The organism is Oryzobacter telluris, from assembly GCF_043099285.1.
Classification (GTDB): Bacteria; Actinomycetota; Actinomycetes; order Actinomycetales; family Dermatophilaceae; genus Oryzobacter; species Oryzobacter telluris.
The window spans coordinates 1,103,869-1,118,253 of sequence record NZ_CP170723.1 but is presented as its reverse complement, the minus strand read 5'-3'; the positions used below and the strand labels follow the sequence as shown (position 1 = coordinate 1,118,253).

14 protein-coding genes are annotated in these 14,385 nt (G+C 72.7%); 3 read left to right on the top strand and 11 right to left on the bottom strand.

Going from position 1 to position 14,385, the window contains the following annotated elements:
• Positions 1–64: 64 nt before the first annotated feature.
• The 6 genes from ACFLFB_RS05070 to ACFLFB_RS05045 form a co-directional block, all read right to left on the bottom strand.
• Positions 65–1,021 carry a sugar nucleotide-binding protein gene (locus tag ACFLFB_RS05070; RefSeq protein WP_392544618.1) on the bottom strand — a complete coding sequence of 319 codons (957 nt, stop codon included), beginning with the start codon at positions 1,019–1,021 and terminating at the stop codon, positions 65–67.
• The gene (gene iolG, locus ACFLFB_RS05065; RefSeq protein ID WP_392544617.1) at positions 1,018–2,067 is read right to left on the bottom strand and encodes an inositol 2-dehydrogenase; all 1,050 of its coding nucleotides are present in this window, start codon (positions 2,065–2,067) and stop codon (positions 1,018–1,020) included. Before iolG ends, ACFLFB_RS05070 begins: the two co-directional genes overlap by 4 nt.
• On the bottom strand, positions 2,064–3,227 hold the full coding sequence (locus tag ACFLFB_RS05060) for a Gfo/Idh/MocA family protein (protein ID WP_392544616.1): 1,164 nt from the start codon (positions 3,225–3,227) through the stop codon (positions 2,064–2,066). Before ACFLFB_RS05060 ends, iolG begins: the two co-directional genes overlap by 4 nt.
• A gap of 12 nt (positions 3,228–3,239) precedes the next feature.
• Positions 3,240–4,100, bottom strand: a complete 861-nt coding sequence (locus ACFLFB_RS05055) for an ATP-binding cassette domain-containing protein (RefSeq protein ID WP_392544615.1) — start codon at positions 4,098–4,100, stop codon at positions 3,240–3,242.
• Positions 4,097–5,143: an ABC transporter permease gene (locus ACFLFB_RS05050; RefSeq protein ID WP_392544614.1), complete on the bottom strand. Its 1,047-nt coding sequence runs from the start codon at positions 5,141–5,143 to the stop codon at positions 4,097–4,099. Before ACFLFB_RS05050 ends, ACFLFB_RS05055 begins: the two co-directional genes overlap by 4 nt.
• Before the next feature lie 77 nt (positions 5,144–5,220).
• Positions 5,221–6,216 carry a sugar ABC transporter substrate-binding protein gene (locus ACFLFB_RS05045; RefSeq protein WP_392544613.1) on the bottom strand — a complete coding sequence of 332 codons (996 nt, stop codon included), beginning with the start codon at positions 6,214–6,216 and terminating at the stop codon, positions 5,221–5,223.
• A 169-nt stretch (positions 6,217–6,385) separates the two neighbouring features.
• Here ACFLFB_RS05045 and ACFLFB_RS05040 point away from each other — a divergent pair, with 169 nt between their 5' ends.
• Positions 6,386–7,381, top strand: coding sequence for a LacI family DNA-binding transcriptional regulator (locus tag ACFLFB_RS05040; RefSeq protein WP_392544612.1), 996 nt, complete (start codon positions 6,386–6,388; stop codon positions 7,379–7,381).
• Between the two features lie 19 nt (positions 7,382–7,400).
• Here the strand turns inward: ACFLFB_RS05040 and guaB are convergent, their stop codons facing one another.
• From guaB to ACFLFB_RS05025, 3 genes are all read right to left on the bottom strand, one after another.
• Positions 7,401–9,017: an IMP dehydrogenase gene (guaB, locus tag ACFLFB_RS05035; protein WP_392544611.1), complete on the bottom strand. Its 1,617-nt coding sequence runs from the start codon at positions 9,015–9,017 to the stop codon at positions 7,401–7,403.
• Between the two features lie 88 nt (positions 9,018–9,105).
• Complete coding sequence (locus ACFLFB_RS05030) at positions 9,106–10,305, bottom strand: hypothetical protein (protein ID WP_392544610.1); 1,200 nt, start codon at positions 10,303–10,305, stop codon at positions 9,106–9,108.
• Positions 10,298–10,795 carry an RNA polymerase sigma factor gene (locus ACFLFB_RS05025; protein WP_392544609.1) on the bottom strand — a complete coding sequence of 166 codons (498 nt, stop codon included), beginning with the start codon at positions 10,793–10,795 and terminating at the stop codon, positions 10,298–10,300. Before ACFLFB_RS05025 ends, ACFLFB_RS05030 begins: the two co-directional genes overlap by 8 nt.
• 302 nt (positions 10,796–11,097) lie before the next feature.
• Between ACFLFB_RS05025 and ACFLFB_RS05020 the strand changes: the two genes are divergently transcribed.
• Entirely contained in the window at positions 11,098–11,388 is a 291-nt protein-coding gene (locus ACFLFB_RS05020; protein WP_392544608.1) for a WhiB family transcriptional regulator, read from the top strand.
• 195 nt (positions 11,389–11,583) lie between these two features.
• Positions 11,584–11,808 carry an RNA-binding S4 domain-containing protein gene (locus ACFLFB_RS05015; protein ID WP_392544607.1) on the top strand — a complete coding sequence of 75 codons (225 nt, stop codon included), beginning with the start codon at positions 11,584–11,586 and terminating at the stop codon, positions 11,806–11,808.
• Between the two features lie 24 nt (positions 11,809–11,832).
• Here ACFLFB_RS05015 and ACFLFB_RS05010 read toward each other — a convergent pair whose 3' ends face one another.
• Positions 11,833–12,270 (bottom strand): aspartate/glutamate racemase family protein, encoded by a 438-nt coding sequence (locus ACFLFB_RS05010; protein WP_392544606.1) that lies wholly within the window; start codon positions 12,268–12,270, stop codon positions 11,833–11,835.
• Positions 12,271–12,623: 353 nt separating this feature from the next.
• The gene (groL, locus tag ACFLFB_RS05005) at positions 12,624–14,243 is read right to left on the bottom strand and encodes a chaperonin GroEL (RefSeq protein ID WP_392544605.1); all 1,620 of its coding nucleotides are present in this window, start codon (positions 14,241–14,243) and stop codon (positions 12,624–12,626) included.
• Positions 14,244–14,385: the final 142 nt, after the last annotated feature.

Genomic DNA, 14,385 nt, shown 5'->3' with positions numbered 1-14,385 from the left:
CGTGGCACGGGCCCGCGGTCGGCGGTGGCGCAGCACGGACCTTCGACGACACCGACGCCGCCGCTCAGCTGAGCGGGACCGGCGCGCCCTCGTCGAGCTCGCGCCGCAGCACCTCGAGCTGCTCGGTGATGCTGTGGGTGCGGGTGCCCAGGCGCGCCATCGTGGCCTCCCCCGACATGCTGGTGTCGTAGGGCACGGGAGCGGGCAGCCGGGCCTCGTCCGGAGGCGGGCGGAAGTCGAGGAGGTCGGGGTCGACCCCGAAGACGGCGCAGGCCGCGTGGGCCAGCTCACGGCGGGTCACCGCGGTGCCGCCGGCGAAGTGCAGCACGCCGTCGACGCCGCGGTCGACGGCCCGCCCCAGCAGCGCCCCGATCTCCGGGGACACCACGGGTGTCGCCACCGCGTTGATCGCCGGGTCCTCCCACACGATGAACCGCTCCCCCGCCCGCAGCGCGTCGACGAGGGCGAGGACGAAGTAGCCGAACCCGACGTCCTGCGAGCGGGGCCCGGTGTCCTGCGTCTGGTGCAGCCCCTGCACGCCGCCCACCCGCGCGACGAAGCCCGACCGCGCGCGCTCGAGGACGACGAGCTCGGACGCCGCCTTGAGCACGCCGTAGTAGTTGACCGGGTTGGGCGGCTCGTCCTCGGTGACCAGGTGGCCGGTGCCGTCGAAGACCCAGTCGGTGGAGACGTACCCGACGCGCGTGCCGGTGGTGTTGGCGGCGTCCACGACGCGTCGGGTGAGCCCGACGAAGCCGTCCCAGCCGGCCCGACGGTCGGCGTAGATGCCGTGGAAGTCGTTGAGGATGGCGAGGTGGGCCACGGCGTCACGGTCCTCCAGCGCCGCGGCGATGGAAGAGGCGTCGCCGGTGTCGACGAGCCGGGTCGCCCACGGGAACGCGGGCCCGGGGTCGCGCCGCACGAGGCAGACGACGTCATGCCCCTTGGCGGCGAGCACGGACGCGACCGTGCCGCCGACGAACCCGGTGCCCCCCGTGACCGCGACGCGGCTCGGGCTCACCCGATCTCCTCGACCCGCACCGCCCGGCCCTCGCGCAGCGACAGCCCGGCGGCGAGCGCCGCCGTGGTGCACGCGCGGGCGGCGTCGGTGCCGGCGGGCGACGGCCCGCCCTGGGTGAGGTAGGCGTGGAAGGCGGCCCACTCCCTCCGGTACGACTCGACGTACCGCTCGAGGAAGAACCACGGCAGCGGCTGCCCGACCGTGGCCTCACCGGTGCGCACCCACGCGTTGTGCCGAGCAGGGTTGTCCGACACCGCCATCCCGCCGGACCCGAAGGCCTCGATGCGCTGGTCGTACCCGTAGACGGCCTGGCGGCTGTTGTCGATCGTCGTCAGCGTCCCGTCGGCGTGGGTCATCACCACGACGGCGGTGTCGATGTCGCCAGCCTCGCCGATGCGGGGGTCGACCCGCACCGCGCCCCGGGCGTAGACCTCGACGACGTCGCTGCCGGCGACGTAGCGGGCCATGTCGAAGTCGTGGATCGCCATGTCGAGGAAGATGCCGCCGCTGCCGGCCACGTACTCGGGCGGCGGCGGGGCGGGGTCACGGCTGGTGACCCGCAGCAGGTGCAGGTCGCCGATGCCGCCGGAGGCCACGGCGTCTCGCACGGCCTGGTGGCCCGGGTCGAAGCGCCGGTTGAAACCGATCATGAACGGCACGCCGGCGTCGTCGACGGCGGTGAGCGCCCGGTCGACCTCGGCCAGGCTGAGGCTCACCGGCTTCTCGCAGAAGACGGCCTTGCCCGCCTGCGCCGCGGCGACGACGAGGTCGGCGTGGGTGTCGGTGGAGCTGCAGATCGCCACGGTGTCGATGTCGTCGGCGGCGAGGAGCTGCTCGATCGTCATCACCGGCGCACCGGTGGCCGCCGAGACCGACTCCGCGGCGGCCGGCACGGCGTCGGCCAGCCCGGCCACGGTGAAGCCGGGCATCTCGGCGAGGATCCCGGCGTGCATCCGGCCGATCCGGCCGCAGCCGACCACCCCGATCCGCCGCACCGCGACCTGCTCGTCCTGCGCCACGGCGAACCCTGCGTCGCGTGTGGTCATCCGACCTGCACCCACTCTCCGTTGTCCTGGGACTGCACCATCGCGTCCAGGGCGCGCCCGCTGGCGACCGCGTCGTCGAGCGTGGCGAGCTCGGCCGCCTCACCCGCGACGGCCCGGACGAAGTTCATCGCCTCGACGACCTTGGTGTCGTCGTAGCCCATCGCGATCCCGGCGCCGGGCTGGAAGGCGGCGTACTCGCCGTCGCCCGGCTCGCTGAACACCGTCGTCGTCGCCTGGCCGGCGTACTGCGTCCCCGAGGACACCTGCAGCTCGCCCGGGCGGCGGAAGTCCCACCGCACGAGACCGGCGCTGCCGTGCACCTCGAGGGCGTAGTTGTTCTGCTCACCGACGGCCGCGCGGTCGGCCTCGCAGACCCCGATGACGCCCGACGCCATCCGCAGGATCGCCACGACGTAGTCCTCGTTCTCCACCTCCCCGAACGTCAGGTCCGGGTCGTCGACGTCGAGGACGCTGTAGTGGCCCTGCGCGTCGGCGACCGGACGCCGCGGGATCGTGATCGACGTCTGCGCGGTCACCGCCACGACGTCGCCGAGGACGAAGCGCAGCAGGTCGACCCCGTGCGAGGCGAGGTCGCCGAGCACCCCGTGGCCGCCCCGCGCCACGGCGTAGCGCCACGACAGGGGGCTGCCGGGGTGGGCGGCGTAGTCGGTGAAGAGCTGGACCCGCGCGTGGGTCGGGGTCCCGATGGCACCGGACGCGACGAGCCGGCGGGCCCGGGCGACCGCCGGCACGTGGCGGTAGTTGAACCCCACGCACCCGACGACCCCGGCGGCGGCCACGGCGTCGCGCACGGCCAGCGCGTCCTTTGCCGTGAGCCCCACCGGCTTCTCGATCCACAGGTGCTTGCCCGCCTCCGCGACCGCGACGCCGATCTCGCGGTGCATCGCGTTGGGGGCGGTCACGCTGACGGCCTCGACCGACGGGTCGGCGACGAGGTCGCGCCAGTCGGCGTACTCGGTGACCTCCTCACCGTGGGCCCGGGCGAACGCCGAGGCCGCCGCCGGCGACGAGTCCGCCACCGCCGCGACCCGGGGTCGCAGCGGGAGGTCGGGCCAGTGCTGCGTCAGCCGGCCGTACGCACGGGCGTGCACGTGCCCCATCCATCCGGCGCCGATGACGCCGACCGTCAGTGTGTCCATCGCTCCTGGTTCCTAGCGGGTGGAGGCCTCGAGCTCGTGCGCGAGCGCGTCGAGCTCGGCGCCGCCGGCCATGGCCTGGACGAGCTCCTCGCGGGTCACCGTGGCCCGCTCGAACTCGTGCTTGAGCCGGCCGCGGTTGAGCAGGTAGAAGCGGTCGCCCACCATGTGCGCGTGGTGCGGGTTGTGGGTGATGAACACGACCGCGATCCCGCGCTCGCGCGCCTGGAGGATGTACTTGAGCACGACGCCCGACTGCTTGACGCCCAGGGCGCTCGTCGGCTCGTCGAGGATGAGCACCTTGGCGCCGAAGTACACGGCCCGGGCGATCGCCACGGCCTGGCGCTCGCCACCGGACAGCGTGCCCACGGGCTGCTCGAGGTCGCGGATGTCGATCCCCATGGCGAGCAGCTCCTCGCGGCAGGTCGCGCGGGCCGTCGCCGTGTCGAGGACGCGGAACGGCTTGATGCCGCGCCGCGGCTCGTTGCCGAGGAAGAAGTTGCGCCACACCGACATCAGCGGCACGGTCGCGAGGTCCTGGAACACCGTGGCGATCCCGGCCCGGAGCGCGTCCCGCGGGGACGTGAAGCTGCGCGACTCCCCGGCGACGAGGAACTCGCCCTCGGTCGGCTGGTGGACCCCGCTGAGGACCTTGATGAGCGTGGACTTGCCGGCGCCGTTGTCACCCAGCACGCAGGTGACGGTGCCCGGGTCGACGTGCAGGCTGATGTCCTGCAGCGCGAGCACGCTGCCGAACGCCTTGCCGACGCCCTTGAGCTGCAGGGCCGGGGTGACCGTGCCGGCCGCCGGGGCGGGAAGGGTCTCGGGCGTCGCCGGGACCTCGGGGACCTCGGGGGTGGGCTCGGTGGCGGTCATTTGCGGGCTCCCTGGGCGCGACGGCCGATGTAGGTGTTGACGAGCACGGCGATGAAGAGGATGACGCCGAGGAAGAGCCAGGACCAGTCCGTGTTCCAGCCGGCGTAGGCGATGCCGATGAAGGCCATCCCGATGATCGAGGCGCCGATGGTCGAGCCGATCGCCGACCCGAAGCCACCGGTGAGCAGGCAGCCACCGACGACCGCGGCGATGATGAAGGTGAACTCCTCACCCACCCCCTGGCCGGCCTGCATCGACTTCAGCCGCATGAGGCTGATGATGCCGACGAGCGCCGACGCCATCGAGGTGGTGACGAAGAGGGTGATCTTCGTGCGGCGCACGGGGACACCGGTGTTGCGGGCAGCGTTGGAGTCGCCGCCGACGGCGTAGATCCAGTTGCCGAAGCGCGTCTTGGTGAGCACGGTCGTCGCGACGACGGTGATGACGACCCACCAGATGACCGAGATGCGGAAGTTGAAGGGCGCCCAGAACGTCGTGCCGAAGATGGCCTGCGCCGAGTCGTAGCCGGGCACCTTGTCGATGCCGGCGACGCGGACGGTGTCGGTGAGCGCCTTGGTGACGCCGAGGTTGATGCCGCGCAGCGAGAAGAACATCGCCAGCGTGACGATGAACGACGGCAGCCCGGTGAGCATGACGAGCCAGCCGTTGATCAGCCCGATGCAGGCCGCGAACGCGAGGGTGACGAGGATGGCGGGCCACATGCCCAGCCCGTACTCGGTGGTGAGCAGGCCGGCCAGCAGGCCCGAGGTGCCGATCATGACGCCGGAGCTGAGGTCGAACTCGCCCGCGATCATCAGCATGGCGACCGGCACGGCGACGATGCCGACGGTGGCGGCGACGTCGGTCCACCGTGCGGTGCCCGCGATGGTGGCGAAGTTCCCGGTCGTGTCGACGACGGCGAACATCAGGTAGATGACGACGGCGCCGAGGAGGGCGCCGAGCTCGGGCCGGCGCAGGATCTTGGTGAAGCGGGAGACGCTGGCCAGTCGCTCGTCGGCGCTGGTCGCGGTGGTCGCGGTCATGGCGGAGCCTCTCGTGAGTGGACGCGGGCAGCGGTCCGGGAGCCGTGGCGGGGCGGGGGCCCCGCCACGGCCCGCGGTCAGCGGGTGCCCGCCTCCGCCAGCTTCTGGACGAGGTCGGCGTTGTCCTTGGTGACGAACCCGGGGCCGGTGTACATGGGCTGCCCACCGCCGAGCTCGTGACCGTTGATCTTGTTCAGGTAGAGCAGGACGACGGACAGGTAGCCCTGCGCGTACTGCTGCTGGTCGATCGCGAACGCGAGCTTGCCGTCCTTGATGGCCGTGACCGCGTCACCCGAGAGGTCCACGGTGCCGATCTGGAGCGTGCGGCCGACGGCCTCGGCGGCCGGGATGGCCCCCGCGGTGGCGATGTCGGCGTTGAGCGCGAAGACCGCGTCGATCGAGGGGTCGGCCTCGAGCTTGGCCTGGATCTCGGCCTGGCTCTTGGCGAGGTCGGCGAGACCGGCGGACAGCTGGAGGTTCTCGACGTTGCCGAAGGTCTCCTTCGCGCCGTCGCAGCGCTGCTGCAGACCGATGTTGTTGGCCTCCTGGATCGGGCAGAGGACCTTCTTCGCGCCCAGCTCCTTGAACTTCTTGCCCGCCTCCTGGCCGGCGATCAGCTCGTCCTGGCCGACGTGGGTGAACGCGCCGAGCTCCTTGAAGACCGCGCTGCCCGAGTTCATCGTGACGATCGGGATCTTCTTGTCGGTCGCGCCCTTGAGGGCGTCCTTGATGGCGTCGGGGTTCGGCGCCGAGACGGCGATGCCCTGGCACCCGGCCGTGACGCCCGCCTCGATGAGCTGCGCCTGGGCCTCCGCGTCGTTGTTGGACTCCTGGTAGTCGAAGGTGACCCCGAGGTCCTCGGCCGCCTTCTGGGCGCCCTTCTTCGCGACCGACCAGAACCCGCCGCCGTCGCCGTGGGTGTACATGCAGAGCTTGATGCCCTTGTTGTCCCCGCCGGCCGCGGCGCTCGAGCCGCCGCTGCTCGTGTTGCCGGACGTGTCACCGGCACTGCATCCCGCCAGCAGCAGCGCGGTCGCCGCGACGACCGCCAGACCCAGCTTGGGAGCCTTCATGCTTCCTCCTTCGTCGCGGGCCCGGCCCGCCTGCGCGTCGTTGCGCTGTCGCGAACGCTCTGGATTAGCGCGCGCTAACGGCATACTGTGGCGCACCCGGCAGGGCGCTGACAAGACCTTGTCCTGACATTTATGAAAATGTGACGACATTCTGACGTGAGGAGCACGGATGCGACCGACCCAGGAGGACGTCGCGCGCCGCGCCGGCGTGTCCCGGGCGCTGGTCTCCCTCGTCATGCGCGACGCCCCCAACGTCTCCCCCACCCGTCGCCGCACCGTGCTCCGGGCCGCCGACGAGCTCGGCTACCGCCCCAACGCCTCCGCCCGCTCGCTCGCGAGCAAGGAGGTGCGGACCTTCGGCGTCCTCATCCACGACGTCACCAACCCGTACTTCGGGCTGGTGTACGGCTCGGTGGCCGCCGCTGCCGAGCGCGCCGGCTACGACCTGCTCGTGGCACCGGGCACCCGGTCCCCGGAGCGCGAGGTCTCGCTGGTCCGCACCCTGCTGGAGCACCAGATCGCCGGGCTCGTCCTGCTCAGCCCGATGATGCGCACCGCCGACCTCCAGCGCCTGTCGGGGACGGTGCCGTGCGTCATCATCGGCAGCGACACCTCGGTCGCCGGGGTCGACGCCGTCACCACCGACGAGGTGCAGGCCGCCCGGCTCGTCGTCGAGCACCTCGTCGGCCTGGGGCACCGCGACATCGCCCACGTCACCGGCGGGCCGACCCGCCCGGCCCGCGACCGGGAGGCCGGCTACCGCGCGGTGATGGCCGAGGCCGGGCTCGAACCGCGCGTCGTGCCAGGCGAGTTCACGCCGGAGGGGGGTCGCGAGGGCGGCGAGGGGCTGATGGCGCTGGACCCGCTCCCCACCGCGGTCATGGCCGCCAACGACCTCACCGCCGTGGGCGTCATGGGAGTGCTGCGCGCCCGGGGGGTCGACGTGCCGGGGGACGTCAGCGTCGTGGGGTTCGACGACTCGCAGATCGCGGCGCTCGACCTCGTCGGCCTGACGAGCGTGCGGCAGCCGGTCGACGCGTTCGGCGACGCCGCGGTCGCGCGGCTTGCCGAGCTCGTGGCCGAGACCGGCGGGGAGGCCCGCACCCAGCACATCCCGGCGGAGCTCGTCATCCGCTCGAGCACCGGCCCGGTCCGCGGCGCCTGAGGCCCCGCGACCGGCCGGGTCAGCCCTTGGAGGTGTAGTTCGGCGCCTCGACGATGCCGGTGATGTCGTGCGGGTGCGACTCGCGCAGGCCGGCGGTCGTGATGCGGATGAAGCGCCCCTTGGCCTTGAGCTCGGGGACGGTGCGCGCACCGACGTAGAACATCGACTGGTGCAGGCCGCCGATGAGCTGGTGGGCGACGGCGCCGACCGGTCCGCGGTAGGCGACCTGGCCCTCGATGCCCTCGGGGACGATCTTGTCGTCGCTGGTGACGTCGGCCTGGAAGTAGCGGTCCTTGGAGTAGGACTTCTTGCCGCGCGAGGACATCGCGCCGAGCGACCCCATACCGCGGTAGGCCTTGTACTGCTTGCCGTTGATGAAGACGAGCTCACCCGGCGACTCCTCGCACCCGGCGAGCAGCGAGCCGACCATGACGGTGTCGGCGCCGGCGACGAGCGCCTTGGCGATGTCGCCGGAGTACTGCAGGCCGCCGTCGCCGATGAGCGGGACGCCGGCGGGCCGGCAGGCGAGGGAGGCCTCGTAGATCGCCGTGACCTGCGGGACGCCGACCCCGGCGACGACGCGGGTGGTGCAGATCGAGCCCGGCCCGACGCCGACCTTGACGGCGTCGACCCCGGCGTCGACCAGCGCCTGGGCGCCCGCGCGGGTGGCGACGTTGCCGCCGATGACCTGCACGTGGCGGGTGGAGGGGTCCTTCTTGACCCGCTCGATCATCTCGAGCAGGAGGCGGGCGTGCCCGTGGGCGGTGTCGACGACGAGGACGTCGACGCCGGCCTCGATGAGCCGCGAGGCGCGCTCCCAGGCCTCGCCGAAGTACCCGACCGCCGCGCCCACGAGGAGGCGGCCGTCGGCATCCTTGCTGGCGTCGGGGAACTGCTCGGACTTCACGAAGTCCTTGACGGTGATGAGCCCGCGCAGGCGGCCCTCGTCGTCGATGATCGGCAGGCGCTCGCGCTTGTGCTGGCGCAGCAGCAGGGTGGCCTGCTCGTTGCTGATGCCGACCGTGCCGGTGATGAGCGGCATCGGGGTCATGACGTCGCGCACGAGGGTGTGGCCCCACTCGGCGACGGGGGTGAAGCGCAGGTCGCGGTTGGTGACGATGCCCAGCAGGTGCTCGCCCGGGTCGACGACCGGCAGGCCCGAGACGCGGTAGCGACCGCAGATCTCGTCGAGCTCCTCGAGGGTGGCGTCGGGGCCGATGGTCACGGGGTTGGAGATCATCCCGGTCTGGGTCCGCTTGACGAGGTCGACCTGGTAGGCCTGGTCCTCGATCGACAGGTTGCGGTGGAGGATGCCGATGCCGCCGTGCCGCGCCATCGCGATGGCCATGCGGGCCTCGGTGACGGTGTCCATGGCCGCGGAGATGAGCGGGACGCGGATCGAGATGCCGCGGGTGAGCCGGCTCGTGGTGTCGACCTCGCTGGGGATGACGTCGGTCTCGCCCGGCTGGAGCAGGACGTCGTCGTAGGTCAGGCCCAGCGCGGCGAACGGCGACGGCGGCGCGGGTTCGTACGTGCCGGCGTCGGTCGTCGGGGTCGAGGGGGCCGGGGCGGCGCTCGGCGCCGCGGAGCCCGCGTGGTCGGCGGTGGTGCTGGTCTCGTCCAGTCCGAGGCTCATCACCCGATTCTACGGGCTCGCGCCACCACCCCCGGACACCCCGCCACGCCCCGGGACGGCGGGGGTGGAGCCGTCCCGGGGCGCCCCCTCAGCTGCGGAAGGGCTCCACGACGCGTCGCGCCTCCCCGCTCGGCGTCACGACGGCGTCCACGTACTCGACCCCGAAGGACCCGAGGTCCTCGCACGCGATCTGCCGCATCCCGAACGTGGTGGTCCCGTCGTACGAGAAGCACGACGTCCGGTCCGTGATGCGCACGGTCACGGGAGCACCGGTCGACACCTCGGGCGGGTTGCCCATAAACTCCTCGCCGCGCCCGCGCTCGCGCTGCCACCGGAACCCCTCGACGTCGTTGGTCAGGGTGCGCGTGGGGGCCACCCGCAGGGTGCGCGTCCCGTGGCCCTCGATGACCTCGCCGTGGACGAAGTGCAGCCCGGTGGAGCCGGAGTCCGTGGCGAACCGCACCGATGCGAGCACCTCGTGGCTGCGCGGGTGGTTGAGCAGGTCAGTGGCCTGCAGGCCCGTGACGGGAAGCCACCAGATCCGCGGGCGCAGATACCCGCCACCGCCGCGGCAGCCGGCCACGTACCAGGACAGCTCGGCGACCTTCGGCCCGACGGCGCCCAGCGATCTGGCCGGGAGGCCGCCCTCAAGCCCGACGACCGGACCACCGTCGTCGACCCACTCCGGGCCCCAGAGGGGGCAGCCCGCCGGGGCGGTGCGCGTCGTCCTCCATCCGTCGCGCTGGTGGCTGGACCACGGGCCCCCGTCGCGGCCGACGACGCCGTCGCCCCAGGCGAGCTGCAGGGTGCACGGGGCCCAGGACGGCCGGTCGGTCGCGGGGTCGGCGAGGCACAGGGTGTTCTCGCGCTCGCCCCGCGGGTGCTCCACGCGCCAGCCCGCGGGCAGCGCCACCGACCCGATCGACCCCAGCGCGACCCGACCCGGGTCGGCGGGCGGCGGGACCGTCCCGCTCGCCGTCGGCTCGGGCGCAGCCGTCGGCGAGGTCGAGGGGCTGGGGTCCGCGGATGCCGTCGGGGCCGGTGCCGACGTCGCGGGCAGGGGAGCGTCCGCCCGGTCGCGCGAGAGCCCGCTGGTCACGGCAACACCGGCGCCCAGCACCACGGCGGCGAGGACCGAGCCGGCCGCGGCGGTCCGGGCGCGGCGTCGGCGCCTTTCCCCACCCTCGCGGACGACCTCGGCCGGTGGGAGGTCGAGGGTGCCCGTGCTCACGGCCAGGGCGTGCAGGCGGTCGACGAGCAGGGCGTCGGGGTCACGGGCGTCAGACATGCCGCCCCTCCTTCACGGTCGGCGCGGCCAGGGCCGCGGCGAGGGCTCGTCGCCCTCGGGAGAGCCGGGCCTTGACGGTCCCGACGGGGACCGCCAGCTCGGCGGCGACCGCCTCGACCGACAGGTCGGCCAGGTGGTGCAGGACGATGGCGAGGCGCTGAGCCTCCGGCAGGGCCAGGAGGGCGGCGACGAGGACGGGGTCGAAGGGCTCCCCCGGGGCGTCCACGAGGTCGTGCGCTCGACGGCGCCACGCGAGGACGGCGTTGCGCTGCCGCCGCCATCGGCTGACGGCGAGGCGCATCGCGGTCACGCGCACCCACGCCTCCGGTGAGCGCTCCCGGTCCAGCCGCGAACGATGCTGCCAGGCTCGCTCGAAGGCCTCCTGGACCACGTCCTGGGCCTCGGCCACGTCCCCGCACATCGCGTGGACCTGGCCGACGAGACGCGGTGCGCTCGCGCGGTAGAGCTCGTCGAACTCCTCGGGCGACATCACCCCTCCGTTCCCTCCGTCGGGTGGTCTCCGAACCGCCCCGAACCACCCGGTCAGGGAGAGTACGCACGGGGGCCGACCCGGGTTGCACTCCCGCGCCGTGGGAGCCGCCCGGACCCCCGAGCGCGGCCCGGGCCGAGCCTGCGACGTGCACGTTTCTGCGTCATGGCCAAGCCCTGACCAACCGCAGGTGAGGTTGACCAAAGCCTTACCCACGGATTGCCCTCCCTCTACCAACCCCCTCTTACCGTGAAGCGCAAGCCGCTCGGGGAAGTGGCGAGCGCACCACAGGAGGTAACGACATGGCCGAGATCACCAGACTGCCTGGGCCCGTCGCCGACCTCTGGGACTGGCAGCTCGACGGTGCCTGCCGTCGGGTCGGTCCCGAGGTGTTCTTCCACCCCGAGGGTGAGCGCGGCAGCAAGCGGCGGACCCGCGCCAGTGCTGCCAAGGAGATCTGTCTCGGTTGTCCGGTCCTGCAGCAGTGCCGATCGCACGCCCTCTCCGTCCGCGAGCCCTACGGCGTGTGGGGCGGACTCACGGAGGACGAGCGGGAGTCGCACTACTCGAGGGACCGGCACATCGCCTCCTGACCCCGACACGGTGGCCCAAAGGGGTGGTCACCGTCGCACGGCCCCGGAAGCGATACCGGGTCGGGACCGCAGGACCTTCGCGAACGGCCCGCCACCGGCCACCGCGAACCAGCGGTCCCGACCCGAAACCCTCGCCCTCGCGGCGGGGGTTTCGTCCTGTCCGGGCCCGGTCGGCCGGCGACTAGCCTTGGGGGCGTGAGCGCACCCCTCGACGTCCCCATCCGTGACGAGACGATCCGGCTGGGCCAGCTGCTCAAGCTGGCGGGCGTCGTCGACGACGGCGCGATGGCGCGCGAGGCCATCGAGCGCGGGGTCGTCGCCGTGAACGGCGAGGTCGACACCCGTCGCGGGCGCCAGGTCCGCCCCGGCGACGTCGTGACCTTCGAGGGCGAGACCCTCCACATCACCGCCGAGCCCTGACCGCCCCCGGCGGCCCTTGATGGGTCAGTCGGCGCAGAGCCAGTCGACGCCGGCGGCGACGTGGAGGGCCGTGGTGTCGTACAGCGGCACGGCCGCGTCGCCGTCGCGCAGCAGCAGGCCGATCTCGGTGCACCCGAGGACGACCGCCTCGGCCCCCGCGGCGACCAGCCGGTCGACGACCCCCAGGTAGGCCTCGCGCGACTCCGGCCGCACGACGTCGTGGACGAGCTCGTCGTAGATGACGCGGTGAACCACCTCGCGGTCGGTGGCATCCGGCACCACGACGTCGAGGCCGCGCTCGCGCAGGCGTCCCACGTAGAAGTCCTGCTCCATCGTGAACCGGGTCGCGAGCAGCCCCACCCGGGTGTGCCCGCCCGCGACCATCGCGTCGGCCGTGGGGTCGGCGATGTGCAGCAGCGGGACACCAGCGGCCTCCTCGACCGCCCCGGCCGCCTGGTGCATGGTGTTCGTCGCGAGGAGGACGGCGCCCGCTCCCCCCGGCCGCCAGGCCGCGCGCGGCCTGCGTGAGGACGCCCGCCGCCGCGTCCCAGTCACCGGCGTGCTGCGCCTGCGCGACCGGTCCGAAGTCCACGGAGTGCAGCAGCACCCGTGTCGAGTGGAGCCCGCCGAGGCGGGCGGCCACGCCCTCGTTGAGCCCGCGGTAGTACGAGACCGTCGACGTCCAGCTCATCCCGCCGAGCACCCCGAGCAGCCGCATGCGCCCGACCCTACGACCTGGGACGACGGATGCCGCCCGCCCCGGGGTGGGGCGGACGGCATCCGGTGTCAGCGCGTGGAGCGCCGGGGGTGGAGCGTCAGTGGCCGTGACCGTGGCCGTGGCCACCGCCCGCACCAGCCGGCTCCTCCTCCTGCTTCTCCACGACGAGGGTGTCGGTGGTGAGGACCATCGACGCGATCGAGGCCGCGTTGCGCAGCGCCGAGCGGGTGACCTTGACCGGGTCGATGACGCCGGCCTTGATGAGGTCCTCGTACTCGCCCGTGGCCGCGTTGAGGCCCTGCCCGAAGGCGAGGTCCTGCACCTTGGCGACGGCGACGTAGCCCTGCAGGCCCGCGTTCTCGGCGATCCAGCGCAGCGGCTCGGCCGCGGCCTTGCGCACGATGGACGCGCCGACCTTCTCGTCACCCTCGAGGTCGAGACCCTCGATGACCTTGACGGCCTGGATGAGGGCGGAGCCGCCACCGGCGACGATGCCCTCCTCGATGGCCGCGCGGGTCGCCGAGATGGCGTCCTCGATGCGGTGCTTCTTCTCCTTGAGCTCGACCTCGGTGTGCGCGCCGACCTTGATGACGCACACGCCACCGGCGAGCTTGGCGAGGCGCTCCTGGAGCTTCTCGCGGTCCCAGTCGGAGTCGGTGCGCTCGATCTCCTGCTTGATCTGCGCGACGCGGCCGTCGACGTCGGCGTGGTCGCCGCCGCCGTCGATGATGACGGTCGAGTCCTTGGTGACGACGACGCGACGGGCCTGGCCCAGCGTCTCGAGACCGACCTGGTCGAGCTTGAGGCCGACCTCCTCGGCGACGACCTGGCCGCCGGTGAGGACGGCGACGTCCTGGAGCATCGCCTTGCGGCGGTCGCCGAAGCCGGGCGCCTTGACGGCGACGACGTTGAACGTGCCGCGCATCTTGTTGACGACGAGCGTCGAGAGGGCCTCGCCGTCGACGTCCTCGGCGATGACGAGGAGCGGCTTGCCGGCCTTGACGACCTTCTCCAGCACCGGCAGGACGTCGGCGATGGCCGAGATCTTGCCCTGGTGGATGAGGACGTACGCGTCCTCGATGACGGCCTCCATGCGCTCCGGGTCGGAGACGAAGTAGGGGCTGATGTAGCCCTTGTCGAACTGCATGCCCTCGGTGAACTCGAGCTCGGTGCTCGCGGTCGAGGACTCCTCGACGGTGATGACGCCGTCCTTGCCGACCTTGTCGAACGCGTCGGCGATGGTCGAGCCGATCTCCGGGTCCTGCGCGGAGAGGGAGGCGACCTGGGCGATCTCCTCCTTGGACTCGATCTCGCGGGCGACGCGCAGCAGCTCCTCGGAGACGGCGTCGACGGCGGCGTCCATGCCGCGCTTGAGGCCGGAGGGGGCGGCGCCGGCCGCGACGTTGCGCAGGCCCTCGTGCACCATCGCCTGGGCGAGGACGGTCGCGGTGGTCGTGCCGTCACCGGCGACGTCGTTGGTCTTGGTCGCGACCTCCTTGGCGAGCTGGGCGCCGAGGTTTTCGTACGGGTCCTCGAGCTCGATCTCGCGGGCGATCGTCACACCGTCGTTGGTGATCGTGGGGGCGCCCCACTTCTTGTCGATGACGACGTTGCGGCCCTTGGGGCCGAGCGTCACCTTGACGGCGTTCGCGAGCGCGTCGACGCCGCGCTCGAGGGACTTGCGGGCGGAGTCGTTGAACTCCAGTTGCTTGGCCATTGCTGTCCTTCGTGATCGGGATGCCGGTGGCGGGCTCGTGCTGCGCGCCGGCGGGGTCTGATGGGTGCTCCGGTCACCTCGACCGGACGCGCCCCGGTGGGCACCCACGGCGGGGTGCCCTCCGGGGCGCGGTCACGACATC

Coding starts and splice junctions, on each gene's coding strand:
- ACFLFB_RS05030 (WP_392544610.1), bottom strand. CDS start 10,305: ATGTCTGACGCCCGTGACCCCGACGCCCTGCTCGTCGACCGCCTGCAC.
- ACFLFB_RS05050 (WP_392544614.1), bottom strand. CDS start 5,143: ATGACCGCGACCACCGCGACCAGCGCCGACGAGCGACTGGCCAGCGTC.
- ACFLFB_RS05045 (WP_392544613.1), bottom strand. CDS start 6,216: ATGAAGGCTCCCAAGCTGGGTCTGGCGGTCGTCGCGGCGACCGCGCTG.
- ACFLFB_RS05020 (WP_392544608.1), top strand. CDS start 11,098: ATGGCCGAGATCACCAGACTGCCTGGGCCCGTCGCCGACCTCTGGGAC.
- ACFLFB_RS05060 (WP_392544616.1), bottom strand. CDS start 3,227: ATGGACACACTGACGGTCGGCGTCATCGGCGCCGGATGGATGGGGCAC.
- ACFLFB_RS05010 (WP_392544606.1), bottom strand. CDS start 12,270: ATGCACCAGGCGGCCGGGGCGGTCGAGGAGGCCGCTGGTGTCCCGCTG.
- iolG (WP_392544617.1), bottom strand. CDS start 2,067: ATGACCACACGCGACGCAGGGTTCGCCGTGGCGCAGGACGAGCAGGTC.
- ACFLFB_RS05055 (WP_392544615.1), bottom strand. CDS start 4,100: ATGACCGCCACCGAGCCCACCCCCGAGGTCCCCGAGGTCCCGGCGACG.
- groL (WP_392544605.1), bottom strand. CDS start 14,243: ATGGCCAAGCAACTGGAGTTCAACGACTCCGCCCGCAAGTCCCTCGAG.
- ACFLFB_RS05025 (WP_392544609.1), bottom strand. CDS start 10,795: ATGTCGCCCGAGGAGTTCGACGAGCTCTACCGCGCGAGCGCACCGCGT.
- ACFLFB_RS05040 (WP_392544612.1), top strand. CDS start 6,386: ATGCGACCGACCCAGGAGGACGTCGCGCGCCGCGCCGGCGTGTCCCGG.
- guaB (WP_392544611.1), bottom strand. CDS start 9,017: ATGAGCCTCGGACTGGACGAGACCAGCACCACCGCCGACCACGCGGGC.